The sequence below is a fragment of the Streptomyces sparsus genome (assembly GCF_054776295.1).
Genome location: NZ_BAAHCA010000002.1, coordinates 1 through 25,584 on the forward strand (window position 1 = coordinate 1; position 25,584 = coordinate 25,584).

Annotated in this window: 24 protein-coding genes and 1 pseudogene; 17 read left to right on the forward strand and 8 right to left on the reverse strand. The window is 69.1% G+C overall.

Features of this window, described 5'->3' with window-relative positions:
- Positions 1-70: 70 nt before the first annotated feature.
- Positions 71-1,081 carry a sigma-70 family RNA polymerase sigma factor gene (locus tag ACYVE9_RS00285; protein ID WP_461025616.1) on the reverse strand — a complete coding sequence of 337 codons (1,011 nt, stop codon included), beginning with the start codon at positions 1,079-1,081 and terminating at the stop codon, positions 71-73.
- 176 nt (positions 1,082-1,257) lie between these two features.
- On the opposite strand from ACYVE9_RS00285, the gene ACYVE9_RS00290 reads away from it, so the two are divergent.
- Positions 1,258-1,794: a GNAT family N-acetyltransferase gene (locus ACYVE9_RS00290; protein WP_461025617.1), complete on the forward strand. Its 537-nt coding sequence runs from the start codon at positions 1,258-1,260 to the stop codon at positions 1,792-1,794.
- Between the two features lie 124 nt (positions 1,795-1,918).
- Here ACYVE9_RS00290 and ACYVE9_RS00295 read toward each other — a convergent pair whose 3' ends face one another.
- Together ACYVE9_RS00295 and ACYVE9_RS00300 are read right to left on the reverse strand one after the other, a co-directional pair.
- Positions 1,919-3,442, reverse strand: a complete 1,524-nt coding sequence (locus tag ACYVE9_RS00295; RefSeq protein ID WP_461025618.1) for an MFS transporter — start codon at positions 3,440-3,442, stop codon at positions 1,919-1,921.
- 140 nt (positions 3,443-3,582) lie between these two features.
- Entirely contained in the window at positions 3,583-4,197 is a 615-nt protein-coding gene (locus ACYVE9_RS00300) for a TetR/AcrR family transcriptional regulator (protein ID WP_461025619.1), read from the reverse strand.
- 312 nt (positions 4,198-4,509) lie between these two features.
- Here ACYVE9_RS00300 and ACYVE9_RS00305 point away from each other — a divergent pair, with 312 nt between their 5' ends.
- From ACYVE9_RS00305 to ACYVE9_RS00330, 6 genes and pseudogenes are all read left to right on the forward strand, one after another.
- Positions 4,510-5,736: a metallopeptidase domain-containing protein gene (locus ACYVE9_RS00305; RefSeq protein WP_461025620.1), complete on the forward strand. Its 1,227-nt coding sequence runs from the start codon at positions 4,510-4,512 to the stop codon at positions 5,734-5,736.
- Between the two features lie 226 nt (positions 5,737-5,962).
- Positions 5,963-6,529: a methanogen output domain 1-containing protein gene (locus ACYVE9_RS00310; protein ID WP_461025621.1), complete on the forward strand. Its 567-nt coding sequence runs from the start codon at positions 5,963-5,965 to the stop codon at positions 6,527-6,529.
- Positions 6,526-8,346, forward strand: a complete 1,821-nt coding sequence (locus ACYVE9_RS00315; RefSeq protein ID WP_461025622.1) for a PP2C family protein-serine/threonine phosphatase — start codon at positions 6,526-6,528, stop codon at positions 8,344-8,346. The genes ACYVE9_RS00310 and ACYVE9_RS00315 overlap by 4 nt, the downstream gene beginning before the upstream one ends.
- Positions 8,347-8,739: 393 nt before the next feature.
- Positions 8,740-9,705 (forward strand): anti-sigma factor RsbA family regulatory protein, encoded by a 966-nt coding sequence (locus tag ACYVE9_RS00320; RefSeq protein WP_461025623.1) that lies wholly within the window; start codon positions 8,740-8,742, stop codon positions 9,703-9,705.
- Positions 9,706-9,831: 126 nt separating this feature from the next.
- Positions 9,832-10,002, forward strand: a complete 171-nt coding sequence (gene rpmF / locus ACYVE9_RS00325; protein ID WP_461025624.1) for a 50S ribosomal protein L32 — start codon at positions 9,832-9,834, stop codon at positions 10,000-10,002.
- 26 nt (positions 10,003-10,028) lie between these two features.
- Positions 10,029-10,163: pseudogene (locus ACYVE9_RS00330) on the forward strand (GTP-binding protein); the annotation flags it as partial.
- Between the two features lie 58 nt (positions 10,164-10,221).
- On the opposite strand, the gene ACYVE9_RS00335 reads toward ACYVE9_RS00330, so the two are convergent.
- Both ACYVE9_RS00335 and ACYVE9_RS00340 read right to left on the reverse strand, forming a co-directional pair.
- The gene (locus ACYVE9_RS00335; protein WP_461025625.1) at positions 10,222-10,788 is read right to left on the reverse strand and encodes an NADPH-dependent FMN reductase; all 567 of its coding nucleotides are present in this window, start codon (positions 10,786-10,788) and stop codon (positions 10,222-10,224) included.
- A 132-nt stretch (positions 10,789-10,920) separates the two neighbouring features.
- Complete coding sequence (locus ACYVE9_RS00340) at positions 10,921-11,550, reverse strand: hypothetical protein (RefSeq protein ID WP_461025626.1); 630 nt, start codon at positions 11,548-11,550, stop codon at positions 10,921-10,923.
- Positions 11,551-11,842: 292 nt separating this feature from the next.
- Between ACYVE9_RS00340 and ACYVE9_RS00345 the strand changes: the two genes are divergently transcribed.
- Positions 11,843-12,493, forward strand: a complete 651-nt coding sequence (locus ACYVE9_RS00345) for a DsbA family oxidoreductase (RefSeq protein ID WP_461025627.1) — start codon at positions 11,843-11,845, stop codon at positions 12,491-12,493.
- 125 nt (positions 12,494-12,618) lie between these two features.
- Here the strand turns inward: ACYVE9_RS00345 and ACYVE9_RS00350 are convergent, their stop codons facing one another.
- The 3 genes from ACYVE9_RS00350 to ACYVE9_RS00360 all read right to left on the reverse strand — a co-directional run bounded on the left by ACYVE9_RS00350 (position 12,619) and on the right by ACYVE9_RS00360 (position 16,008).
- Entirely contained in the window at positions 12,619-13,530 is a 912-nt protein-coding gene (locus ACYVE9_RS00350) for an NADP-dependent oxidoreductase (RefSeq protein ID WP_461025628.1), read from the reverse strand.
- 43 nt (positions 13,531-13,573) lie between these two features.
- Positions 13,574-14,734, reverse strand: coding sequence for a nucleotide disphospho-sugar-binding domain-containing protein (locus tag ACYVE9_RS00355; RefSeq protein ID WP_461025629.1), 1,161 nt, complete (start codon positions 14,732-14,734; stop codon positions 13,574-13,576).
- Between the two features lie 89 nt (positions 14,735-14,823).
- On the reverse strand, positions 14,824-16,008 hold the full coding sequence (locus ACYVE9_RS00360) for an MFS transporter (protein WP_461025630.1): 1,185 nt from the start codon (positions 16,006-16,008) through the stop codon (positions 14,824-14,826).
- Positions 16,009-16,512: 504 nt separating this feature from the next.
- On the opposite strand from ACYVE9_RS00360, the gene ACYVE9_RS00365 reads away from it, so the two are divergent.
- From ACYVE9_RS00365 to ACYVE9_RS00405, 9 genes are all read left to right on the forward strand, one after another.
- A complete protein-coding gene (locus ACYVE9_RS00365) occupies positions 16,513-17,268 on the forward strand; it encodes an SDR family NAD(P)-dependent oxidoreductase (RefSeq protein WP_461025631.1) in 756 nt (251 codons plus the stop codon).
- 14 nt (positions 17,269-17,282) lie between these two features.
- Positions 17,283-18,305, forward strand: a complete 1,023-nt coding sequence (locus ACYVE9_RS00370; protein ID WP_461025632.1) for an LLM class flavin-dependent oxidoreductase — start codon at positions 17,283-17,285, stop codon at positions 18,303-18,305.
- Positions 18,306-18,307: 2 nt separating this feature from the next.
- On the forward strand, positions 18,308-19,243 hold the full coding sequence (locus tag ACYVE9_RS00375; RefSeq protein ID WP_461025633.1) for an MBL fold metallo-hydrolase: 936 nt from the start codon (positions 18,308-18,310) through the stop codon (positions 19,241-19,243).
- A 56-nt stretch (positions 19,244-19,299) separates the two neighbouring features.
- Entirely contained in the window at positions 19,300-20,154 is an 855-nt protein-coding gene (locus ACYVE9_RS00380) for an AfsR/SARP family transcriptional regulator (protein WP_461025634.1), read from the forward strand.
- Between the two features lie 156 nt (positions 20,155-20,310).
- A complete protein-coding gene (gene fabG, locus ACYVE9_RS00385) occupies positions 20,311-21,096 on the forward strand; it encodes a 3-oxoacyl-ACP reductase FabG (protein WP_461025635.1) in 786 nt (261 codons plus the stop codon).
- Positions 21,097-21,177: 81 nt separating this feature from the next.
- Positions 21,178-22,446 carry a beta-ketoacyl-[acyl-carrier-protein] synthase family protein gene (locus tag ACYVE9_RS00390; protein WP_461025636.1) on the forward strand — a complete coding sequence of 423 codons (1,269 nt, stop codon included), beginning with the start codon at positions 21,178-21,180 and terminating at the stop codon, positions 22,444-22,446.
- Positions 22,443-23,666 carry a ketosynthase chain-length factor gene (locus ACYVE9_RS00395; protein WP_461025637.1) on the forward strand — a complete coding sequence of 408 codons (1,224 nt, stop codon included), beginning with the start codon at positions 22,443-22,445 and terminating at the stop codon, positions 23,664-23,666. Before ACYVE9_RS00390 ends, ACYVE9_RS00395 begins: the two co-directional genes overlap by 4 nt.
- Positions 23,667-23,733: 67 nt before the next feature.
- Positions 23,734-24,189 carry a nuclear transport factor 2 family protein gene (locus ACYVE9_RS00400; RefSeq protein WP_461025638.1) on the forward strand — a complete coding sequence of 152 codons (456 nt, stop codon included), beginning with the start codon at positions 23,734-23,736 and terminating at the stop codon, positions 24,187-24,189.
- A gap of 85 nt (positions 24,190-24,274) precedes the next feature.
- Positions 24,275-25,561: a DUF6365 family protein gene (locus ACYVE9_RS00405; RefSeq protein WP_461025639.1), complete on the forward strand. Its 1,287-nt coding sequence runs from the start codon at positions 24,275-24,277 to the stop codon at positions 25,559-25,561.
- Positions 25,562-25,584 lie beyond the last annotated feature (23 nt).

Here is a 25,584-nt window from a genome sequence, read left to right on the forward strand (position 1 = left end):
GCCGGCGACCGCGGTGTGCGGTCCGCCGGCCCCGGGGCTCGGTGCTGCGGTGGCTGCGTCGGTCGGCGGATCAGGCCGCCGCGTCGAAGCCGGTGTCGTGCGCCATCTTCTTCAGCTCCAGCAAAGCGTGCTTCTCGATCTGCCGGATGCGTTCCCGGGTGAGGCCGTGCTGCCTGCCGACCTCGGTCAGTGTGCGCTCACGACCGTCCTCTATCCCGTAGCGGGCCTTGATGATCGAGGCCGTGCGGTGGTCGAGCCGTGCGAGGAGGTTCTCCAGCTCCTCGCTGCGCAGCAGCGACAGCACCGACTCCTCGGGCGAGATGGCCGAGGTGTCCTCCAGGAGGTCACCGAACTGGGTGTCGCCCTCGTCGTCGACGGACATGTTGAGGCTGACCGGGTCGCGCGCCCAGTCCAGGACGTCGACCACCCGCTCCGGCGTGGAGTCCAGCTCGGCCGCCAGCTCCGCGGGCTCCGCGTCCCGGCCGTGCTCACGGTTGAACTCCCGCTGCACGCGCCGGATCCGGCCGAGCTCCTCCACCAGGTGGACGGGCAGGCGGATGGTGCGCGACTGGTCGGCGATGGACCGTGTGATGGCCTGGCGGATCCACCACGTCGCGTAGGTGGAGAACTTGAAGCCCTTGGCGTAGTCGAACTTCTCCACTGCTCGCACCAGGCCGGCGTTGCCCTCCTGGATGAGGTCCAGCAGAGGCAGTCCGCTGCGCGGGTAGCGGCGGGCGACGGCCACCACGAGACGGAGGTTGGACCGGATGAAGACGTCCTTCGCGCGCTCGCCCTCGGCGACTACCGCGGCCAGTTCCTCTTCGGTCGCGTGGGCGCTCGGCGCGTCCTCCGACGGGGTGTCCCGCCCTTCGAGGATCCGCTGCGCGTAGACACCGGCCTCGATCGTGAGGGACAGCTCCACCTCTCTGGCGGCGTCGAGCAGCGGGGTACGGGCGATCTCGTCGAGGTACATGCCGACCAGATCGCGGTCGGCGATGTCGCCGGCGCGCACACTGCTTGCCCCGCCAGCTTTGGCGCCCTTGGAGCCCGGCTGACGACGGGCGACGGCACGGGTTGCCATGCGTGCTCCCTTGCAAGTGATCAGTTACTGGTCGGTGGCGGACCAGAGAACCCTTACGACATCCGGGTTCCCGCTTCCGAAGGAATCAACGTCGGGAATCCGGACAGAATTCCCAACTTGCTCATCGTTCTTCGGATCATGCAGTACCCTGTCCGGCCGCGGCGAAGGGACAACCAGTGGCGGACCACAGAGACATCCAGGTCAGTGCGGGCACCGAGGGGGACCTCGGAAGCCTCACCCGCATCTACAACCACTACGTCTCCGAGACGCCCGTCACATTCGACACCCGGGTGTTCACCGCGGCAGAGCGACGTCCTTGGCTGCTCTCCCACCCTGAAGACGGCCCCCATCGCTTGTTGGTTGCGCGTGGTCCGGGTACCCGTGCCGTGCTCGGGTACGCCACCAGCAGCCCGATGCACGCCCGGGCCGCCTACGCGACGTCCGTGGAGGTGAGCGTCTACCTCGCCCCGGACGCCGTCGGCCGCGGTGTCGGCACGCTGCTCTACGGCGCCCTGTTCGCGGCGCTGGAGAAGGAGGACGTGCACCGCGCCTACGCGTCCGTCGCCCTGCCCAACCCGGCCTCCGAACGGCTGCACACCCGTTTCGGTTTCCGCCACGTCGGCACCTACCGGGAAGTGGGACGGAAGTTCGGCCGCTACTGGGACGTCGCCCGCTACGAGAAGCCCCTCGACCGACCGGGCCCCGGCGCCTGACACGCCCCCGGACCGCCCCGAGATTCCCGGAACCGGGGACCGAGAGTCAACGACCCACAACCGTCGGCCATCAGCGCTCGGCCCCCGCCCCTGACCCTCCGTCCCGTCCGAAGGTGTCAGCCGGTCAGTGGGCCAGCACCGGCACCTGCTGCGGTTCGTCGTCGGCCGAGCCGTCGTCCGGGCCCGGCTTGGCGGCGTCGGTCTGCACGCGGGCGTCGACGAGCGTCACGGCCAGGGCCGCGGCGACCAGGAGGATGCCGACGGCCCACCAGATCGCCGACGTGTAGCCGTGCACCATCGACTCCAGCACCACCAGCCGCTGCGCGGACCCGGTGGCCGCACCGGCCGCGTTGGCCGCCAGGTACGAGGTGGTGGCGCCGGCGGCGATGGTGTTCAGCAGGGCCGTACCGATGGCCCCGCCGACCTGCTGCGAGGTGTTGACCATGGCGGAGGCGACCCCCGCGTCCTGCGGGCGCACCCCGTGCGTGGCGAGCGACATGGCGGGCATGAAGGCGGTGCCCATGCCCAGGCCCAGCAGCAGCTGCGCGGGCAGGATCAGCGTCGTGTAGGAGCTGTCCGTCTCCAGCTGGGTGAGCAGCAGCATGCCCAGGGACGCCGTCAGGAAGCCCGGGCCCATGAGCAGCCGGGGCCGCACCCGGGTCATCAGCCGGGCGCCGATCTGGGTGGATCCGGTGACCATGCCGACGATCATCGGCAGGAACGCGAAGCCGGTCTTCACCGGCGAGAAGTCCTGCACGATCTGCAGGTAGTAGGTGAGGAAGAGGAACAGGCCGAACATCGCGATGACGGCGAGGCCGAGGGAGAGGTAGACGCCGCCGCGGTTGCGGTCGACGAGCACCCGCAGCGGCAGCAGCGGCGACTGCGCGCGGGACTCCACCAGCACGAACGCGGCCAGCAGCACGACGGCGGCGACGAACATGGACACCGTGACGCCCTCGGACCAGCCGTGCTCCTCGGCGCGGGTGAAGCCGTACACCAGGGTGACCAGTCCGAAGGTCGAGAGCAGCACGCCGGGGATGTCGAGCGAGGAACGGTTGCGGGTCCCGGCGGGCTCGCGGATCACCAGGTAGGCGCCGGCCGCGGCGACCAGCGCGAAGGGGATGTTGACGTAGAACGTCCAGCGCCAGTCGAGGTACTCGGTGAGCACGCCGCCCAGGATGAGGCCGATGGCGCCGCCACCGCCGGCGATCGCGCCGTAGATGCCGAACGCCTTCGCCCGCTCGCGGGCGTCGGTGAACATGACCGACAGCAGGGACAGCGCGGCGGGGGCGAGCAGCGCACCGAAGGCGCCCTGGAGGCCTCGGGCGCCGAGCAGCATGCCCTGGTTGACGGCGGCACCGCCGAGTGCGGAGGCGAGTGCGAAGCCGGCCAGGCCGGTGATGAAGGTCCGGCGCCGGCCCCACAGGTCCGCGATGCGTCCGCCGAACAGCAGCAGACCGCCGAAGGCCAGCGCGTAGGCGGTGATGACCCACTGGCGGTTGCCGTCGGTGATCCCCAGGTCCGCCTGGGCGGAGGGGAGGGCGATGTTCACGATGGTCGCGTCGAGCACGACCATCAGCTGGGCTATGGCGATGAAGACGAGCGCTGTCCAGCGCTTGGGATCAGGTCGGGATGCCGTTTCGGACATGGCGGGGCCACCTCGGGGCGCAGTTGCGAGAAGTCGGACGGAGTGGCCGGTCGGCTCTGGACCGGTCGGGAGTCAGGTGGGGGCTGGAAGGGGGCCGGCTCGTGCGGCCCGCCGCCTGTGGGGCGTGGGGCCGGAACAGGTCATGCGGGTTGCCGGAGTGCCTCCAACGTCGCGGGGGTGCCCGGTAGTTCGGACCTCGCCGGGGCACGCAGCCCGTCGAGGAAGATCTGCACGTGGCGTTCGGTGAAGCGTTCGAGCTGCGCGCAGCCGCTGCCGGGCAGCGGACGGGTCAGCTGGCTGAGGACGACGGTGAGGTCTCCCACCGCGACGTCCGCACGGACCTGGCCGGACTGCTTGGCCTGGTCCAGCAGTTGCTGGATCAGTGCCTCCAACCGGTCTCGGGCGGCGTGGAGTTCGGGGGCCTGCGCGTCGAAGCGGGGGGAGAGCATCGGGCAGAGCGCCCCGATGCGTTCGGCCATCGCTCCGGACACGAAGCGCCGCAGCGCCTCGAAGGCGTCGGTCTCCTCCGCGAGTGCCGCGCGGGCCCGGGCGGCGATGCTCTCGGTGACGGCGAGCACGACGCCGCGCACCAGGGCGTCGCGGTCGGTGAAGTGCCGGTAGAGGGTGGCGTTGCCGACGCCCGCACGGCGGGCGACCTCGTCCAGCGGCACGTCGGGGCCCTGCTCCACGAGCAGCTCCCGGGCGGCGGCTGTGATCCGCTCACGGTTCCGGGTGGCGTCCGCTCGCATCACCATGACCAACTCCTCCGACTGCGCCGCTATGTGTCGTCCGACCGCTACCGCCACCTTGGCCCCCGCCTCGGACATCGGGTCTGCGTCCCGAGCCCCGGGGCGGGAGACCGGCGTGGTGCGGTTGGCGACGAAGCGGGGAGAGACCCCCCGCTTCACTGTCATGACTGCTAAACGGGGACAGGATCCCCGTTAATTTCCCACCCCCGAGTGACCCGCCTCACATTTCCTTTCGCCATCGGTTCGTCACCCACCGTGCTGCACCCGGCCGGCGCACTCCGCCTGGCGACCGGGGACGGCGCCCGCGAGCATCGGCCCATGGAGTCCAGGGGCCGACCGCGGCGCAGCACCGTCCTGGCCGCGATAGGCGCGCTGGCGTTCTCCCACGGCGTCGTACCGGTGGAGGCCGCCGAGCGGGTCCGGCCGGGTTCCCCGCCGTCCGGAGCGTGCGCCCTGCGCGGATACACCGGTGACGTGTCGGAGGCGCTTCCCACCCCCCGTGGTTACGCGCGGGCCCACGGCACCGTGCGGGCGCTCACCCTGTTCGTGGACTTCCCCGACGCACCGGCGACCGTCAGCACGCGGGAACGCTACGCGGAGTTCTTTCCGGAGACCACCGAATATCTGGCCGCCAGCTCCTACGGCCGGCTCGACTACCGCCCCCGCCCGGTGCACCGCTGGTTGCGGATGTCCCGGCCGCTCGATGAGTACGGGATCAGCCGCGGCTCCCGCTGGCACGCGGGCAGCAACCGCGGTTACGACCGGTTGCTGCGCGAGATACGCGCGGCGGTGGCGTCCGAGGTGGACTTCGCCGCCCACGACCTGGTCAACGTGCTGGTGAACCCGGACGCGGGACCGCCCGCCACGGACACCGTGCTGTCGGTGACGTTCGCCGGCCACACGCTGCTGCCGTCGGTGCGCAACGTCAGCTTCGTCTGGAGCCGCCAGCCCGGCGAGAGCGCCTTCCGGGTCCTTCCGCACGAGAACGGCCACGCCTTCGGCCTGCCCGACCTCTACTGGTCCGGCGAGGGGCCGGCGCCCCGGCTGGCCGGCCACTGGGACGTGATGGAGTCGGACTGGGGACCCACCAACGACTTCATGGCCTGGCACAAGTGGAAGCTGGGCTGGTTCGCCGCCGACCAGGTGCACTGCGTGACACGGCCGGGCGTGAGCGAACACCGCATATCCCCCGGCTCGCTACCCGAAGGAGTGAAACTGGTGGCGATACCCGTGGCACGGGACCGGGTGCTGACGCTGGAGGTCCGGGTGCGCGGCCCACTCGACCGCATGGTGTGCCGACCGGGGGTGCTCGTCGCCCGGGTCTCCACCCGGGTGCGCAGCGGAGCCGGTCCGGTCCGGGTCGCCGACGCCCGTCCGTCCAGCGGCGGCTGCGTTGGCCGAGGCGTCGTCGACCTGCACGCCGAACTCAGCGACGCCCCGCACGCCCCGGGGGACTCCTACACCGATCCGGGCACCGGCGTCCGGGTGGACGTACTGGAGGCCGACCCGGACGGCACCCACCGGGTCCGTGTGTCCCGTCCCTGAGGGCACGGGCCGCCCGTCCACGCGCCCCGAGGGCCGGCACGGGACGGGAACCGGACAGCGCGGGGCCGCGCCGGCGTCCACACCCGTACCGCTGGCCGCGTCCGCACCTGCGTGCGCACCCGTGACGGGGAAAGCGGGGGCTTCGTTGCCCCGGACCGAGCAGGTCTTCTAAGTTGTTGCCGTCGTGCGTCCGCACGGCCGGGACGGGACGCGACAGGAGCAGGGCATGAACCGAGCGATGGACAAGGACGTTGCCCTCGATCGCGACGTGTTCCTGCGCACGCTGCTGAGAGAACTGGCCGGCTCGCTGGAGTCGGTGGTGGGCCTGGAGGAGGCCTCCGGGTACATCAGCCTGGTCGGCCAGTCGGTGGGCACCCAGATCGACGAGGCCTACGTCAAGGCGCTGGGCGTCGACCGGCTCACCCCCGCCCAGGTGGCGGACGTCCTCGTCGACCTCAAACGACGCATCCAGGGCGACTTCCACGTCATCGAACAGGATGACGAGAAGATCGTGCTCGGCAACCACGCCTGCCCCTTCGCGGAGAAGGTCATCGGCCGCGAGTCGATGTGCATGATGACCTCCAACGTGTTCGGCACCGTCGCCGCCCGCAACCTCGGCTACGCCAGGGTCGAGCTGCTGGAGACGATCGCCCGCGGTGACGCCGGCTGCCGTGTGGTCGTGCACCTCGCCCCCGGGGCGGACGCGGACGCGAGCCGGGGCCGGGAGTACTTCGGGGACGCCGCACTGCAGCCGGCCCACGAGCCACCGCACCCGGGGCCGGTGGCGGAATGAGCCTGGGCCTGTTTCAGGCCGTCACCAGACTGCTGCCCCACCCGGTGCTGCTGTGCGACGGGACGGGACACGTGCTCGCCGCCAACCCCGCCGCCGCCCGGGCGGTCACCGGGCTGCGGACAGGAGCGGACCTGTTCGACCTGGGCGTCGAGGACCCGACCAGGCTCCGGACCCACCTCGGCAACTGGTTGCGCAGCGGAAGCCTGCTGCCCGGCGTCCTCGCCGTCCGGGACGCCGAGGGCCGCAGCCACCGGTTCCGCTGCCACGGGGCGCGGGCGACCTGGTGGGACGGCCCGAACCCGGCGGCGCAGCTGCATCTGACCCGGCTGGACCAGACCGACCAGTTCGTCGCGCTGAGCCAGCAGGTCGAGGCGCTGAACCGGGAGATCGCCTTCCGGAGTTCCGTCGAGGCGGAACGGGAGCGCCTCCTCGACACCGAGAAGGCGACGCGGGCCCGGCTGCAACGCATGTACCAGCTGACGGCCGCCCTGGCCGCGGCGGCCACGCTGCCGGAGGTCGCCCAGGCCGTCCGCGAGACCGCGCCCGCCGCACTGAACGCCACAGGGGTGCAACTCCGCCTGCGCTGGGAGCGGTTGGTGCCCGCCCTGCATCCGAACGACAATCTGCGCGCCCTCTCCGGCGACATCTGGGCCACCGACCACGACACCCCCGAGGCCCTCACCGGAGGCGACCCCGCGGAGACCGCCCTGAGAAGGGCCACCCCGGCGGAGGCCGCCTCCGTGCGGAGCGCCTCCGCGAGGGGCGCCCACCCGGGGGGTGCCGCCGAGGAGGCCGCCGAGTTCACGGGCCTCTTGAGTACCGCGGTCCGCTCCGTCCGGCCCTCGCTGCCCCGTTCCACCCGGGCCGAGCCTGCGCCTGCGCCGGTGACCGCCCCGCTCGAAGCAGGCGGCGTGGTCCTCGGCAGCCTCGTCATCCAGCCCGACACCGGTGACCCGATCGAACCGGAACACCTCACGGCCATCGTGCAGCAGATCGCCCAGGCCGTGCGGCGGGCGGGCCTGCACGAGCACGAGCACCGGCTCGCCGAACGCCTCCAGCGCAGCCTGCTTCCGCACCTGCCGGCCGTCGACGGCCTGGAGATCGCGGACAGCTACGCACCCGGCGTCGACATGGTCGAGGTCGGCGGCGACTGGTACGACGTCCACAACCTCGACGCCGACCACGTCGGCCTCACCATCGGCGACGTCGCCGGGCACGGCCTGCCCGAAGCAGCCGCCATGGCCCGGATCAGCGCCGCGCTGCGCAGCATCGCGCTCCGCTGCGGACTGCGTCCCGGCACGGTCCTGCGGGAACTCAACGAGTTCCTCGGCACCTACCACGCGGGGCTGATGGCCACCGCCTGCTACCTCGTCTACAACCGGCACACCCGGGTCCTGCGCTACGCCAAGGCCGGCCACCCGCCGCCCCTGCTGATCAGCGCGGACGGCCGCAGCCGCTTCCTGGAGGAGGCGCTGGCACCGCCGCTGGGCCCGATGCCTGGCATGCGGTACCGCGAGGCCGAAACCGTCGTCGACGGCGGGGACACCCTGCTGCTCTACACCGACGGTCTCATCGAACGCCGCGGGGAGAGCCTGGACGTCGGACTGCGCCGGCTCACCGACCTCGCCCGCCGAAGCACCGGACTCCCCGTCGAGAACCTGTGCCGGCGGTTCCTGGACCACCAGCCCGGTGCCGAGTTCCCCGACGACCGGGCGCTGCTCGCCGTCCGCTTCCCCGTCGCACCGCCCGTGGCGTCGTCCGGGGCCGCGGGAAGCACGGTCCGGCCCGCTATCCCGACCCCGAACACCGCCAGGTGACCCGGGCCGGCGGTAGCGACGTCCCGAACGCCGAAGGCGGCCGGGAGGGCGTCTTCTCGCAGGACGGCATGGAATCGTTATGGCGCAATATGCCGCATACCGAACAAAAGGGGTTTGACCGGTCGCCGACCGCGCACCCGTGGCTTGTAACCTCTCCAGTCGGTGCCCGCACCAGCGCTCGTCGAGGACCGTGCTTGAGGGTCGCAGTCAGCCGTGACACCGACGGTCCGCCGCTCAGGGGTCGAGGCGTCGCCCTCACCCGCGAGAGCGGCCGGGGACAGGAGGAGAGGCGGCCACCGGAGCCGCCGCTGGAACGCGCACGCGCGGGCAAGCGGGTGAACGACGCGGACACCGCCGGGCGGACACCGCCCTGATCGTGGAGGAGGGCACCGAGTGGGGAACGGCAGGACGGCAACCGACACCTCGGCGCCGACCGGGGAATCCACGTCCTTCGCGCACCCCGCGTTGTTCTACCGCACCATGGACGCCTACGTGGCGGGGGTCGGCGGTTTCGTACGCAAGGCGCTGGAGGCCGAGGAGCCGGTGTTCGTCGCCGTCCCCGGCGCCCACCTCGACGCGGTACGCGACAGCCTCGGCGACACCGGCAGCGGCGTCGACTTCACGGACATGACGCAACTGGGCGTCAACCCCGGCAGGATCCTCTCCGCCCTCCAGGGCTTCGCCGACCAGCACGAGGGGCGCCCCGCCCGCATCGTGGGCGAGCCGATCTGGCCGACCCGCTCACACGCCGAGATCCTCGAAGCCACCCGGCACGAAGCCCTGATCAACACGGCCTTCTCGGGCCGCGAGGCGACCATCCTGTGCCCCTACGACGTCGCCGCCCTGCCCGAAGCGGTCGTCAGCGACGCCCGGCGCACCCACCCCACCCTCATCGAGGACGGCCGGCAGTCGCCCAGCCCCGCCTACGTCGACCCGGCGGTCGTCTGCGCGGACTGCGACGAGCCGCTGCCCGAACCCGCCGACGCCCGCCCGCTGGCCTACGTCAAGGGCCAACTCGGTCTGGTCCGGGAGCACATCGAGCAGTGGCTGACGGGCACCCGCCTCGATCGCGCCCGCTGCAACGACCTCGTGCTCGCCATCAGCGAGGCCACCGCCAACTCCATCGCCCACGGCGGCGGCAGCGGCACCCTGCGCCTGTGGACCACCGAGGCCGGCACCGCCGTAGCCGAGATCCGTGACAACGGACGCCTGCGCAACCCCCTGGCCGGGCGCCGTCGTCCGTCGATCACCTCGGCCAACGGAGGCCGGGGGCTGTGGATGATCCACCACCTGTGCGACCTCGTCGAGATCCGCGCCACCGACGCCGGCCTCACCCTCCGCCTGCACGTCGCACCCTGAGCGCGCCCCCTCAACACCCCCTGCACGCCGGCCCCGGAGCGGGCATGCGCATTTCGTAATGGAATCCATTTTCATGTAGCGTCTGGCTCTCGTCCGCCCCATCCGTCTCGTCCCCGGAGGACAGCCATGGCCGTGCCCAAGCGCAAGATGTCCCGCAGCAACACCCGCCACCGCCGCGCCCAGTGGAAGGCCACCACCACTCAGCTCGTCCCCGTCACCGTCGACGGTTCCGTCTACCGGGTGCCGCAGCGACTCGCGAAGGCCTACCAGCGCGGCCTGCTGCGCCCGGAGGACTGAGGACATGGCAGCCGACCGCCTAGCCCGTGACCGTGCTCTCCGGCTCGGCGCGGGCAAAGACCACACCGCTCAACCACGTACCGCAGAACCGCGAGGGACTGCGGGTCGCGGTGATCGTCAACGACATGAGCGAGGTCAACATCGACGCCACCTTGAACCGGCACCAAAGCCCTGACAGGAAAACCCCGTTCCGTCGCACTGTGAAGGCACGCCACCGAGCTACAGCCGCTGCGGGACCCGTCTGGTGGCGGCGAGAGTCGCCTCCACCAGGCCCTCAAGACGCGCGACGGCCCCTGGGTCAGTGAAGTGTCCGTCTGCAGTGCGCAGTCGGGTTGCGTTGCCGAGAGCGACGGGCTCGTGTGGGATCACGGTCGCACCGCAGTTGGCGAGAATCTGACACAGGTGGGGCTGTACGTTCGCACCTCCCTCGCGTCCGGGGGAGGCGCTGAGAACTGCCACGGGAAGCTCCGTCAACACCCCGCCGGGTTCCCCCCACGAGAGCCAGTCGAGGGCGTTCTTGAGTATGCCCGGGGGGTAGCCGTTGTAGGCGGGGCTGCTGATGATGAGGGCGTCGGCAGCCCGTAACTCGTCCATGACCGACAGCAGTGGTGACGGGCGTCCCTTTCCCCCCATATCTTCGTCGAACAGGGGAAAAGCGCTCAGAGGCACGACGAAGGTGCCCTGCCCCAGACCCCGTCGTTCGATGAGCCGTTGAACCGTGGCGATGGCGGCGGAGTTGACGGACTTCCGCCGCAGACTTCCCGACATCAGTGCGATCTTGGTCATGTGGCTGTTCTCCTCTGGCGCATGGGGTCGGTCGCCTACGCGGCCCGCCGCACGGCACCGTGGGCGGGGCTTGCGGTGCGCCGGGTCCCGGCGAACCCGGCGCACCGCAAGCCGGTTACCTCGCCTTCCGCGTCAGTTGACGACGGTCGTGGAGAGGGTGACCGGATTGGCCGGGTCCGGGTAGCAGGGCAGCTCGCCGTGTTCAAGGGTGGTCGGGTCCTGGGCCTGCCAGTGGAAGCCCGGGTCTGCGGCGCTGGTACCGCCGACAGAGGTGGTCAGCGTGCCACTGGACGGAGCCTTCAGCCGGACATCGAGGGTGGGCACGTCGGCGTCAACCCCGGCCTTGAAGGGGCCGGTCGCGAAGACCGTGACACGGCCGGGGGTGAAGGTCACCGTCTGCTCGGAGTCTCCCAGGTTGGAGCCGCCGACCAGGTTGTAACCGAGAACCCTCGCCCCCTCCGGGAGGTCGTAGACGAACTTGACGTCCCAGACCTTGGTGTTGAACTCCGTACGCGGGTTGATCGGCTCGGGGTCGAAGGAAACGGTGAAGGGCTTGCGCGCCCTCACGTGAGCCGGAGCGTCCACGTCGAAGGTGCGGCTGTACTCGAGAACGTGGGTCTGGCCCTCGTACTCAACGGGACACAGGTACGGCACGGTCGAGGAACCGGTCGTCGCGGTCGCAGACGACGGAACGGCGAGGGCCGTGCCGGCGGCGAGGGCCGTGACGGCTAGGACACGCGGCAGAGTGCGCTGTGTACGCAACGTATATCTCCTTGATGAGGGGCCTTACTGCTCCTGCACGGAGGTTTCGGCCCGATGAGGAATAGGCGCTTCAGTCACGTCCAAGCCCGGGGCAGGTTTCTCCGCCCCGCGCCTGGTACGCACTCCCATCTTCGACAACACACTTCGAAGCACACTCGAATTCGCGTCCACGGTCTGGCACCGGCTCGCGATTCGCTTGACCTGGAGAGTGGGTGAGCCTGCACAATCAGCATGTTGTCCGCCGTATCGGAACGTGCTCGCCGTTCCGCCCCAGGGGAAGGAATACTGTTCCATGCTGACCGTGGAGATATGGTCCGATGTCGTCTGCCCGTGGTGCTATCTCGGAAAGAAGCGCTGGGAAAGGGCGCTGGCACGATTTCCTGCGGCGGACCAGGTGCACACCGTGTGGCGGTCGTTCGAGCTGCGTCCCCGCCAGCCGTCTGTTCCGGGGGATTCTCTTACGGAGACGATGCGGCGCGACGGGCACTCCGACGAAGAACTCGGCAGCATCTTCCAGTGGATCGGTGGGCTCGGCGAGGAGGAGGGCATCGTCCTGCGGCCGAGCGAGTACCGTCCGGTCAACTCCTTCGACGCGCACCGGCTACTGCACCTGGCCAAGGACCGCGAACTGGTGGACGCGACGAAGGAACGGGTGCTGCGGGCGTACCACAGCGAACTCCTGAACATCGCCGACCACGATGTACTGCGAGGGCTGGCGTCGGACGCCGGGCTGTTGGACAGCGACGTCACCGAGCTGCTCGCGGGCGACGCCTATGCCGACCAGGTACGAGCGGACGAGGCGCGGGCAGCCGTCATCAAGGTCACTTCGGTACCGTCCTTTGTCGTTGACGGGCGCGAGTGTGTGCACGGCATGGTCGACAGTGACGCGATGCTGGCCATGCTGCACCAGGAATGGGAACGAGCGTCCAGCCGCTCCGCATAGGTGAGTGGGCACGGCGGGCCGGGGCCCGCACGGGCAGGCCGCCCGTCTTCCGGGAAGGTGGGTTTCCGGAAGACGGGCGGCCGTTCTTCGCCACTGATGCGGGGGCAGAATGGCAGGGCGTGGCATCAGTCCATGACGATGGCGACCTTGCCCCGTACGTGCCGGGTCTCGACCTCGCGGTGAGCGTCTGCGGCCTCGGCGAGGCCGAAGGTCCGGGCGATCTCGATGCGCAGCTTGCCCTGAGTGTGGAGCTCGACGAGTTCCTGGAGGCGCTCGGTCGAGCGCTGACTGAACAGCGCGAGGATGCCCAGCTCCTCAACGCGCTCGAAGCCCACCAGCGTGCCGATGCGGTCGCGGTTGTCGAGGAGTTCCACCGAGGCGTCGAGTGCCTCGCCGCCGGCGCCGTCGAGGATCGCCGTGACTCCCTGGGGTGCCGCTTGCCGTACCCGCTGGACGAGTCCGGCACCGTACTCGACGGGGACGGCTCCCAGGGAGCGCAGGTAGTCGTGATTGCGAGGGCTGGCCGTGCCGACGACGTTCGCGCCATAGGCACGGGCGAGCTGCACCGCGACGGTGCCCACGCCACCCGCCGCCGCGTGGACGAGCAACGTGTCGCCCTTGCCGACCTTCAACCTGTCGAGAGCGGTGTGCGCGGTCTGGCCTGAAGCGGAGAGCACCCCGGCAACGGTCCAGGGCATGGCGGCGGGCTTGGCCACGATCTGGTCAGTGGGCACCACCAGGTACTCGGCGTGGCCAGCGAGCATGGCCCAGCCCAGGACCTCACTTCCGATGTCGAACCCGTCGGCGCCTTCGCCGATCTGGTCCACCACTCCGGCGAACTCGTTGCCGATCTTCTGCGGGAACGAGAGGGTCTGCCCCGGAGGCGTCCAGCCGCCCCGCACAGCGCAGTCGGAGGCTTGGATACCGGCGGCCTTGACCCGGACCCGGACTTCACCCGGCCCAGGCGCGGGGGTCTCGACTTCGAGGAGTTCGACCACCTCAGGACCGCCGAAGGAGTCGATCGCTGCAGCCTTCAAGGGTTTGCCTTTCGTTCGTTGTTCTACGGGGTATCGAGGGGGTTCATGAGGTGGGCACAGCCGGCTCCACTCGGCCCTGCTCCGCCTGCTGTTCCAGCACGCGGACGACTTCAGCCGGGGTCGGCATACCGGCCATCTCGGCACGGAGGCTCTCTGCCCGTTCCTGGAAAGAGGGAGTGCCGAGGATCTCCCGCACAGCGTCGGTGATGGTCTCAGCCGTGTCCTCACCAGGTGCGATGATCTTCGCCGCTCCGTAGTCCGCGAGGCGGGTGGAGTAGCCCACGACATAGGGCAGATAGGGGATGATCACCTGCGGTACACCGTGTGCCATGCTGCCGAGCACCGTGTTGCCGCCGCCGTGGTTCACCACTACGTCACAGGTCGGAGCCAGGACGTCCAGTGGCAGCCAGCCGGCACGGATGTTGTCCGGGAGCGGCCCGAGGCGGGCCGCCATGTCGTCGGGCGCGCCAACCAGCAGCTCCACGTCCAGATCCTGGACGTTCTTCACCAGCGCGGCGAGCACGTCGAAGTAGTACTCCGGTGTGATGCGGCTGCCCGCCGTCACCATGACCCGAGGGCGCTCTCCCTTGACGTACATCCACGGCTCCAGCTTCTTCGGAGTGGTGTACGGGATGTAGCGCATCGGCTGGGCTGCGGGCGCGTCCCAGAGCCGCAGGCTCGGCGGGCAGGTATCCACGAACAGGTCGGAGCGCGGCATGTCGTACAAGCCGAGTCGCTCAAGGGAGTAGCCGAGTTCGGCCGCGGCGGCGAGATCGATCGTTCGGGGCTCGCCCATGTCCACCGCGTGCTTCACGTAGGGCACGCCGGCGCACGCGGCTACCAGCGGAGCGGCGAAGGCGAAGACACCCCCCACCACGAGGTCCGGCCGCCACCGCTCGACGAGCGGGATCAACCCCTTCAGACACTTCTCAGCGAACCGGCCGAAGCAACGGCCGTTGAACAGGAAGCGCTCGTGCAGGTCTTCGGGAATTACCCGGCGGTTGCCGTCGTCGTCCAGGAGCGTGTCCATCATCGATGTGGAGGTCACGGGAACTCCGGGAAGACCGGCGTTCGTCACGGTCTGCATGACGTCCTCGGGTCCGGCCAGGAAGACCTCGTGTCCCGCGTTGCGGGCGGCCTGTGCCAACGGGATGAGGGAGAAGATCACTCCCGAAGTCCCGCCGCATACGAAGAGAATTTTCATAGCGCAAATCGTCGGTGATGGTGTTCCAGGTTGACTCAAAAACGGTTCGACACCGGTGTGACGACCGATCCGGCGACTGCGGGACACGATCAGGCATCCGCGTTCTGGGCGGCCTGTTCGCCCTGCGGTGCGGGGTCTGTCTTGGGGGAGCCCTTCAGCCGCACGAAGAACATCGTCAGTAGCACGAGAACCGCGAACCCCGCCGCAAACAGGAATCCGCTGGTGATCGAGGTGGCGGTGGCTACGGGACCGATCACCACCGGCGCCACGAACTGGCCTGCGAAGTTGGCCGTACCTGAGAGGGCCAGCGCCTGCCCCCGCATGGAGACCGGCGCGGTCTCCCCGGTCAGCATCGCCAGGGCCGGCACGGAGATACCGCTTCCCGCGCCGAACAGCACGGCCGCGAGCGCGAGCAGGGCCGGCTGGGTGGCCAGCGCTCCGACGAGGAAGGCCGCCGCCCACAGGGTGAGCGCCATGCGCATCAGCGGTGCGTACCCGAGGTGGGCCCGGAGCTTGCCGTAGAAGAAGCCGGAGACGCTGCCCGCGAGGGAGATGCTCGCCGTGATCGCCGCGATGGTGAGGGGGTCGTCCACCCCCAGCTGGTCGAACCGCTGAGGCAGGAAGACGATCAGGACGTACAGCAGGAACGAAGCGATGAGCGAGAGCGCGTAGAGGCCGAGCAGCCGAGGCGTCGACCGCAGCAGAGTCAGCGTCCCCGCCCGTGACGACCGGGGCACCGGAGGGATGTTCGGCATGGCGATCAGCAGCGCAATGGCCGTAGGGATTCCGATGAGGTAGATGGCGAAGGGGCCGTGCCAGGAGAATCCGGCCAGCACGCCCGCAAGCAGCGGCCACACCACTCCCCCCAGGCCGATGGCCGTGGAGCGCCACCCTGCCACCTTGTCGCGCTCCGCGCCTTCGAAGAGGGCCATCAGCGCCACCGTGGTACCGGTGAAGACTGCGGCAGCGCCGATACCGAAGACGAACCGACTGGCGATCAGGGCCGGATACGACGTGGTGACCAGGCCGGCGCCGCCGGCGACGCCGTACAGCACCAGGCCGGCGACCATGGGAGTGCGCAGCCCCCAGCGATCCATCGTCCATCCGACGAGCGGGCTGACGATGGCGAGGGACAAGCCGTGGGCGGTGAGGATCAGCCCGGCGGCGGTGCCGCCGACATCGAGTTCGGTGCGGATCTGGGCCACGACCGGAGTGAGGACCGTGCCCGCCATCACCGTCAGGGTCGAGGCGAGCAGAAGTGTGGCTGTCGTCATGTGACGGCGACCGGCACTGGTGAAGAGCGAAGGCGTGGTCAAAGCGACCTCCAAGTCGGAAGGGTTGAGCGAACGGGGTGGGAGGACGCCCGGTTGACCGCCGGCCCGGACACATGCTGCAACTTCAACCGCAGTTGAGGTCAACGTGGTGGGCAGCAAGGTGCCCCGACCGGTCCGCCCGGCTCCGGTTGCGGACCGGCCTCGAACGATCAGCCTTGCATGCGGCGTTCAAGGATCGTTCAAACACGCTTCAACGGAATCAGGCCCGGCACACACCATGGGGCGCGGAAGCCGGAACCCGGCCACAACGCCGCGCGCGGGACAATTTTGGGTACAGAACGACAAATGGTGGTCAAATCGGGTTGCCTGGAGTCGCTCAATGCTCTTGCATTCACCTATGACAGCACCGGTACTCCCGGAGATTCCAACCGATGGCGCCATTCGGACTTACTACCGGTCCATGTACCTCAGGGAGTTGCGGCACATTCCTACGGAGGGCTTCTTGTGACGGCACAGCGAACGGAAGATCGAGTCGCACTGGTTACTGGTTCCTCCTCCGGAATCGGTGCCGCCATCGCCTCCTGGCTCGCTACAGAGGGAATGCAGGTCGTCATCAACTCGGCACGTTCCCCTGCACAGGGACGCCTGTTCGCGAATTCACTGCCCGACGCTTTCTACGTGCAGGCCGACATCTCTGACGAGGCGGACGCACAACGGCTGGTCGATGCCACCATCGAGAGGTTCGGCAGGCTCGACGTACTCGTGAACAGTGCGGGCACCACCCAGGTGATCCCCCATTCCGACATGGATGCGGCGACACCTGAGATCTGGCGGAAGATTCTGGGCGTCAACGTCATCGGCACCTGGCAGGTGAGCACAGCCGCGGCCCCCTATCTGGCCAAGGCGTCGTCCGGCCCCGGGAACATCGTCAACATCTCGTCCGTGGCGGGCAACCGACCCGTGGGCAGCTCCATTCCCTACGCGGTCAGCAAGGCCGCACTTGACCACATGACGCGGCTACTCGCAAGCGCGCTGGGCCCGAACATCCGAGTCAACTCCGTGGCACCCGCCCTGACGGAAACCCCTTGGACCCGCGACAACCCCTTCTTCCAGAAGATCGCGGAGAAGGTGCGTGAACAGACGCCGCTACGTCGGGTGGGCACCGACACCGACGTGGCGGAAGCGGTCCTTGCGGTCGTGCGGAACTCCCACATGACCGGCGCGGTCATCCCGGTAGACGGCGGCGCCCAGCTGATCTGAGAGGTCGAAGCTCCATGAAGCTCGCAGTCAACCTTCTCGCCTCGGAGGCCGTGCCGCTGGCCGAGGCAGCCGAACAACTGGGGTACGACCTGGTCCTCGCGCCCGAGGGATACCGCAACGACGCCGTGAGTGTCCTGGGCCTGGTGGCGGGCAGAACACAACACATCGGCCTGGGATCGGCGGTCATGCAGATACCGGCCCGTCCGCCGGCGGCCGCGGCGTTGACAGCTGCCACGCTCGACGCGCTGTCCCACGGGCGGTTCAGGCTGGGGCTCGGGCTGTCCAACCCCGATGTGTCCGAGGGCTGGTACGGAGTGCCCTTCGACCGGCCGCTCGCCCGGACCCGCGAATACGTGGAGGTTGTCCGGGCTGCTCTTCGCGGCGGGCCGGTGACGTACCAGGGAGTGCATTTCGCGCTTCCACCCGCTGACCGTTCGGCCGCCCCGCTGCACCTGTACACCGAGGGCTACCGGCCCGAACTGCCCCTCTACCTGGGAGCAGTCGGCCCGGGCAACCTACGCCTGGCCGGAGAGATCGCGGACGGCTGGATCGGCGTGTTCACCTCCCCCGACGGAGTACGGGACGCGTTGGTGCAGATCACCCGGGGACGGGATGTCCGGAAACTCGGACTCGACGGCTTCGAGGTGATCACGTCTCTGCCGACAGCCGTCGCCGACACGGTGGAGGAGGCGGCCGAACAGTTGAAGGGTCAGTACGCCTACCTCATGGGCATCGGCGATCCCGACACCAATTTCTACTGCGCGTTGGCACGCCGCCTCGGCTTCGAGGACAGCGTCGAGCAGATGGTCGCCCGACTGGCAGCCGGTGACCGCGCCGCCGCCCGGGACACCATCCCGACGGAGTTCATCGACATGACGGGCCTTGCCGGCCCACCGGAGCGCATCGCCGTGCGCATGAAGGAGTACGAAGCGGCCGGGGTGACCACGCTGAGCATCATGGTCTCGGCAGCCGCGACCACACCGGAGGGGCGGCTGCGGATTCTGCGTACCTGCGCGAGGGCGGCGGGACTGCAGTGAGCATGCCACCCCACCTCACACGTCCCCTTCCGCACTCCGCCTCGCCGTATCTGTCCGAGGTGGCCGAGGGCACCTTCGCCTACGTCCAACCGGATGGCGGCTGGTGCCTGAACAACGCCGGCTGCCTCGTCTCCGACGGGCAGTCCCTCCTGGTCGACACCGCGGCGACGCAGAAACGGGCACTGGCCCTGAAGGAGGCCATCACCACGGTCTGCGCCAGTCCGCCCCGGTTCGTCGTCAACACCCACTCGCACGGGGACCACACGTTCGGCAACTCCGTCTTCGCGGAGCACGCCGCCATCGTGGCGCACGACGCGACCCGTGCGGAAATGGACGCCTTGGGTCTCCACCTGACAACGCTCTGGCCGGATGTCGGGTGGGGCGAGCTGTCCGTGACGCTGCCCACGGTGACCTACCACGACCGTCTCACACTGCGTGTGGGACAGGAACAGGCTGACCTGATCGCCTTGGGTCCCGCTCACACCGCCGTCGATACGGTGGTGTGGCTGCCACGTCAGCGGGTGCTGTTCGCCGGGGACCTCCTCATGTCCGGTGCCACGCCCTTCTGCCTTATGGGCTCCGTCAGCGGCTCCCTGGAGGCCGTTGCGCAGTTGCGAGCCCTCGACCCCGAGGTCGTGGTGGCGGGTCACGGCCCGGTCACGGGCCCGAGCGTGCTGGACACGGTTGATCGGTACCTGCGCTGGCTTCAGCACGTAGCGGCCGACGGCCTGGCCGCCGGCCTGACACCCCTGGAGGTGGCGCACGAGACCACCCTGGGCGAATGGGCCGAACTGCTGGATTCCGAACGGCTCGTCCCCAACCTGCACCGGGCTTACGCGGAGGCGCAGGGTGCCGTGCCAGGGCAGCAACTGGACGTCAGCGCCATGTTCTCGGACATGGTCACCTACCACGGCGAGCTGCCGACGTGCCATGCCTGAGCGAGCTGCCCGCAGTGCAGGAAAGCACCCATGTGGCGAGACGAGGAGCACCTGACATGCAGTTCAACATCATCGGCTCATTCGAGATCATCGACGACGAGGGCGTGGCGCACACGCCGGGAATGCCGAAGGTCTGCCAGACACTCGCCGTGCTCCTGACCCGCCCCGGAGAGATCGCCAGCTTCGACTGCCTGACCCAGGAGTTGTGGGGTGACAGTCCGCCGCGTACAGCGACGACCACCTTCCAGACCTACATCTACTACGCGCGGCGCATGTTCGTGAACGAGGGGTTGGTTCCCGCCGGCCGAACCCTCTTGAGGACGCACCCGCAGGGCTACACGATCGACGTGGGCGAAGACCAGGTGGATGTGAAGATCTTCGAGAAGCTGGTCGCCGACGGGCGGCGGGAGCTGGAACGGGGCCACGCCGAACGGGCGGCTGAGGTGCTGCGCTCGGCACTCGCCCTGTGGCGCGGTCCAGCGCTGAGCAACTTCCGCGCGGGCCAGGTACTCAAGGGCCGCATCGCCCGCCTGGAGGAACTGCGTGTCCTTGCCCATGAGTTACGAATCGAGGCTGAGCTTGCCCTGGGCAGGCATCGGCTGGTCATTTCCCAGTTGCGGGAACTGGTCAGTGTGCACCCACTCAACGAGTGGTTCCACGGGCAATTGGTCATGGCCTTGCACCGATCGGGTCGTCGGGCAGAAGCCCTGCGCTCATACGAGAACCTTCGTCGCCTCCTCAGCGACGAGTTGGGCGTCGAGCCCGCGGCCGAACTGCAGTGCCTGTATCTGGACCTGCTCGGCCCCAGACAGGAGCGCCGGTCGACAGCCCCGACGGCGGCCCGGCTTACGGGCGTGCCGAGTGCGCACGCGCCCAGGCGCCACGTCAGGTCCCGGCGCCTGAGTGCCTGACGGGCGCCCCCGTCCCTCTCAGCGGCGCGGCCAGCCGCATTCAGCGTGCGATACGCCGTTTCGGTTCCATTTTGAACACGGGTTGAGCCGGCACAGCGATGCTTGACCCGCCCTCGTCTGACTCGCACGAACTCACTCATCTACGGAGGACGAACCATGAGCGCACAGAACACCCGCGTGGCGCTAGTGACCGGAGCCACGAGTGGAATCGGGCTGGCGGTCGCCAGCCATCTCGCCCAGGGCGGGGCCCGCGTATACCTGTGCGGCCGTGACGCGGACCGGGTCGCCGACACCGTGAAACATCTGCGGGACCAAGGCTTAGAGGTGGACGGCACCACCTGCGACGTCACCGTCCGAGCCGATGTCGAGCGGCTCGTCAGTTCGGCGGTGGACCGATTCGGATCGGTCGACATCCTGGTCAACAACGCCGGCCGCAGTGGTGGCGGTGATGTCGCCGAGATGACCGACGAACTGTGGTTCGACGTCATCAACACCAATCTCAACAGCGTCTTCCTGATGACGCGCGAGGTCCTCTCCAACGGCGGAATGCGCGAGAAGGGATGGGGCCGCATCATCAACATCGCTTCCACTGCCGGAAAACAGGGTGCTGTCACCGCCGCCCCGTACTCCGCCTCCAAACACGGCGTCGTCGGCTTCACCAAAGCCCTCGGTCTCGACCTTGCCAAGACCGGTGTGACCGCGAACGCCGTCTGCCCCGGGTTCGTGGAGACCCCCATGGCGGAGAAAGTGCGCCACCACTACGCCGACATGTACGGCGTCAGCCTTGAGCAGGCTGCCGAAAAAGTCACCGCGCGGGTACCGATCGGGCGATACGTCGACGTCGAGGAGGTGGCGGAGATGGTCGGTTACCTGGCCGGCGACGCGGCAGCACCCGTCACCGCACAGGCGATCAACATCTGCGGAGGACTCGGCAACTACTGACCCGGGTGGGCGTGGCACGGCAGCACACCCGTGCGGCCTCCTCGAGTCCTGTTCGCCCGATGACGACATAAGGAGCCAGCCTTGAGCAGGCGAGTAGTAATCACCGGCATAGGTGTGCGGACCGCAGGCGCGTCCGGCCAGAAGGAGTTCTGGGATCTACTGTCCTCCGGCCGGACAGCCACCCGGAATATCTCCTTCTTCGATGCGTCCCCCTTCCGGTCGCGCGTGGCGGGAGAAGCCGACTTCCACCCGCTGGACGAGGGCCTGACCCCCCGAGAGATCCGCAGAATGGACCGGTCCACCCAGTTCGCGGTGGCGTGTACGCGCGAAGCGATGGCTGACAGCGGTCTGGAGTTCGCCGGAGCACAGCCGCACCGGATCGGGGTGACTCTGGGCAGCGCTGTCGCCGCGGCAACCAGCCTGGAGAACGAGTACCAGGTGATGTCGGACCAGGGACGTGAATGGCTCGTCTCGCCCGAATACCTGTCGCCGCACATGTTCGACTACCTCAGCCCAGGTGCCATGGCCGCCGAGGTGGCCTGGGCCGCCGGGGCCGAGGGGCCGGTGACCATGGTGTCCGACGGTTGCACCTCCGGTCTGGACGCGGTGGGCTACGCGGTCCAGCTGATCCGCGAGGGCAGTGCGGACGTGATGATCTCCGGTGCGTCGGACACCCCGATCACCCCCATAGTCGTCGCCTGCTTCGACGCCATCAAGGCGACGAGCAGGCGCAACGACGACCCGGAGCACGCCTCCCGGCCGTTCGACGCCACCCGTGACGGCTTCGTGCTCGCCGAGGGCGCGGCCATGTTCGTACTGGAGGAATACGCGTCAGCCAGACGCCGGGGCGCGACCATCTACGCCGAGGTCACCGGATACGCGACGCGCTGCAACGCCTACCACATGACCGGCTTGAAGAAGGACGGCCGGGAGATGGCGGAGGCGATTCGGACGGCGCTCGACGAGTCGCGGATCGACCCGACGGCGGTGGACTACGTCAACGCCCACGGCTCCGGCACCAGACAGAACGACCGTCACGAGACGGCCGCGTTCAAGCTCAGTCTGGGTGCACACGCCTACGCGGTGCCGGTGAGTTCCATCAAGTCGATGGTCGGTCACTCGCTCGGCGCGATCGGCTCCGTGGAGATCGCCGCCAGTGCCCTCGCCATCAAACACAACGTCGTCCCACCGACGGCCAACCTGCACCAGACCGACCCGGAGTGCGACCTGGACTACGTGCCGTTGACGGCCCGTGAGCAGCGGGTCGACACCGTACTCACCGTCGGCAGTGGCTTCGGTGGATTCCAGAGCGCCATGGTGCTGCGCACCCCGGAGGGAGCGACCCTATGACCAGCACAGCAGTGATCACCGGCCTGGGCATTGCCGCACCGAACGGCCTGGGCGTCGAGGCGTACTGGAAGTCCGTGCTCAGCGGCCAGGGGGGCATCAGGGTGGTCAACCAGTTCGACGCCTCCCGTTACCCCTCCCGGTTGGCGGGTCAGATCGGCGACTTCAACGCCGAGGAGCACCTGCCCGGACGTCTGCTTCCCCAGACCGACCGGTCCACCCAGCTCGCCTTCGCCGCGGCCGACTGGGCCCTGGACGACGCCAGGGTCGGTGTCGGCGAACTGCAGGACTACGACATGGGCGTCGTCACGTCCAACGCGTTGGGAGGCTTCGACTTCACCCATCGAGAGTTCCAGAAACTGTGGGCCCAGGGCCCGGCCTACGTCAGCGTCTACGAGTCCTTCGCCTGGTTCTACGCGGTCAATACGGGGCAGATCTCCATCCGGCACAAGATGCGCGGACCGAGCGCTGCCCTGGTCGCCGAGCAGGCCAGCGGACTGGACGCGCTGGGCCACGCCAGGCGCACCGTCAGGCAGGGCACGAAACTCGTGCTCGCCGGCGGCGTGGACTCCGCACTCGACCCGTGGGGCTACGTCTCCCAGTTGAGCGGTGGCCTGGTCACTACGGCCACCGATCCGGAGCGGGCGTACCTTCCCTTCGACACTGACGCCTCCGGCTACGTACCCGGTGAGGGTGGCGCGCTGCTCGTCGTCGAGGAAAGCGAGAGCGCCCGAAACCGCAAGGTGGACCGGATCTACGGCGAGCTGGCCGGATACGCCGCGACGTTCGATCCGCCTCCCGGCTCGGGCCGTCCGCCCGCCCTCGGCAGAGCGGCGGTCGCCGCCCTCGCCGACGCCGCGATCGCTCCGGAGGACATCGATGTTGTCTTCGCCGACGGGGCGGGGGTGCCCGAGCTGGACGCTGCTGAGGCCGAGGCCATCAGGAAACTGTTCGGGCCGCGCGCCGTGCCGGTCACCGCCCCGAAGTCGCTGACCGGGCGGCTCTACGGAGGCGGCGGACCGCTGGACGTGGCCACCGCAATCCTGTCGATCCGTGACGGCGTGATTCCACCGACGTACGGCGTCTCGAAGGTCCCGGAATCGTACGGCATCGACATGGTGCTCAATGAGCCGCGTGACCGCCCGGTCCATCACGCTCTGGTCCTCGCGCGCGGCCGCAGGGGCTTCAACTCAGCCGTCGTGATCAGGTCGCCCGACCACTGAGCCGTGTGAACGCCGCGCGCCCCCTGCCCCCTACTCCTCTTTTCCTGCTCTCACGGAGTGTGCACCCATGACTGTCGCAGCCAGCTCCCCCTCAGTCCTCCCCGGTTCGCCGGTGACCACCGACCTCTACACCCGGACTCAGCACTTCTACGCGCACCAGATGCAGCACCTCGACGCCGGCCGCTTCGAGGAGTACGTCGCCACGTTCACGGAGGACGGTGAGTTCCAGCATTCCCCCGGCGCACAGCCGGCCGTCGGACGTACCGCGATCTTGGACGAACTCATTGATTTCCACCGCAGGTTCGAGAACGACCCGGTGCAACGGCGGCACTGGTTCAACCATGTCGCCCTTGAGTGGTGCGAGGACGGAAGTATCCGCTCGACGGTCTACGCCCTTGTCGTGACGGTGCGTCCGGGCGGCAAGCCGGAGATAGCCCCGAGTTGTGTCGTGCATGACGTGCTGGCCGATGGCCCGAACGGGATCCAGTTGAAGTCCCGACGCGTCACCCACGATCAACTCTGATCCGCCCGCATGACGCCTCGGACCGCTCGCGCTGAGGCGTCATGCCCCGCTTCTGGGCGCAGCCGGACGCAGATCGGAGGACCTCATGCGACTGCTCTTCATCTCTTCCCTGTCCCTCACCCTGCACGAGACAAGGATGGGCGTCGATCTCGCAGACCAACTGGCTCCTGCAGGAGTGCGGAGCCACTTCGTGGTCGATGCCTACAACGAGGGCCAGTTGAAGGCCACTCGCCACCCCTACACGATCGTCACGTCCGCGCTGGGCTCCCGAGTCCGGGAGAAGGTGGCACAGGTGGTGCGGGAGTTCCGCCCTGACGCGATCGTCCTGTGCGACTACACAGCGCACTGGATGACGCATGTCATCAGCTACGAGACGGACCCGTGGTACGTCGAGAAGTTCGACGTACCCGTCATTCCCATCGATCTGTACGATCTGACGCGCACCCGGCGCGAGGTGGAGATCCTTGGCCGGACCATGCAGGTCAGTGACCGTCTCCTGGCCATGCCCGCGCACTTGTGGCCCGTGCCGGGAGTGCGGCCGCACGCCGACGCGGACAGCCCCGCTTTGCCGTACCGAGCCGAACCCACGGTCCGGCCGCTGTCCCGCGCGGCCCGGCTCGCGGTGCGGTCCTCCCTGGGGGTGAGCGAGTCGGCCCGGCTGCTCGCGGTGCCGTCGCTGCCCTGGCAGCACCTGATGCAGACACGTGCCGGTCCGGCCACGCGTGCGCTGGCCCGCCGTGTCCCTGAGTTGGTCGCCCACTACCTGGCCAGACTGCCGAAGCACACGCACTTCCTGTTCATCGGCCCGGTGTGGGACGCGTTCGACAGGCTGCCGGCTGACCGGGTGGTCACAAGACCCACGTACTCGTCGCAGCAGTACACCGACCTGATCGGCGCGTCGGACGGGGTGTTGGCGCTCTTCCTGCCGTCCTTCGCTCTCGAACGGGCCATGCTTTCCGACGTGCCGGGGCTCTTCACCCTCAACAGCTTCGCGCTGGGCGCCACCTCCGAGCGCGGCACAGTGCCGGGAGCTGACGAGCTGGAGCGGGCCTGCGGCGGGCTGTCCCCCACGGTGCGCGCGTGGCTGGCCGACTTCCCTGACGAGATTCCACCCTTCCACATGTGGCCGCTGAGGTGGACCGGAGTCGTCGGCCCGCTGCTCCAGGACAACCCCTTCACGGACACCGCCGTTCGGGCCGAGCTGTTCGACGAGGAGTCCGTGGTGGCCGGTCTCGAGGCCACCCTCTACGACCCGACGGTCCGAGACACCCTCGCCGAGAGCAGGGCCGGATACCGGGACGCGATGGAGCGCCTCCCCGAGACCACCGAGGTGTTCATGACCGCCGCGCGTCGGGTGGGGCTGAAGGGCTGAACGACAGCCCACACCGCCCGAAT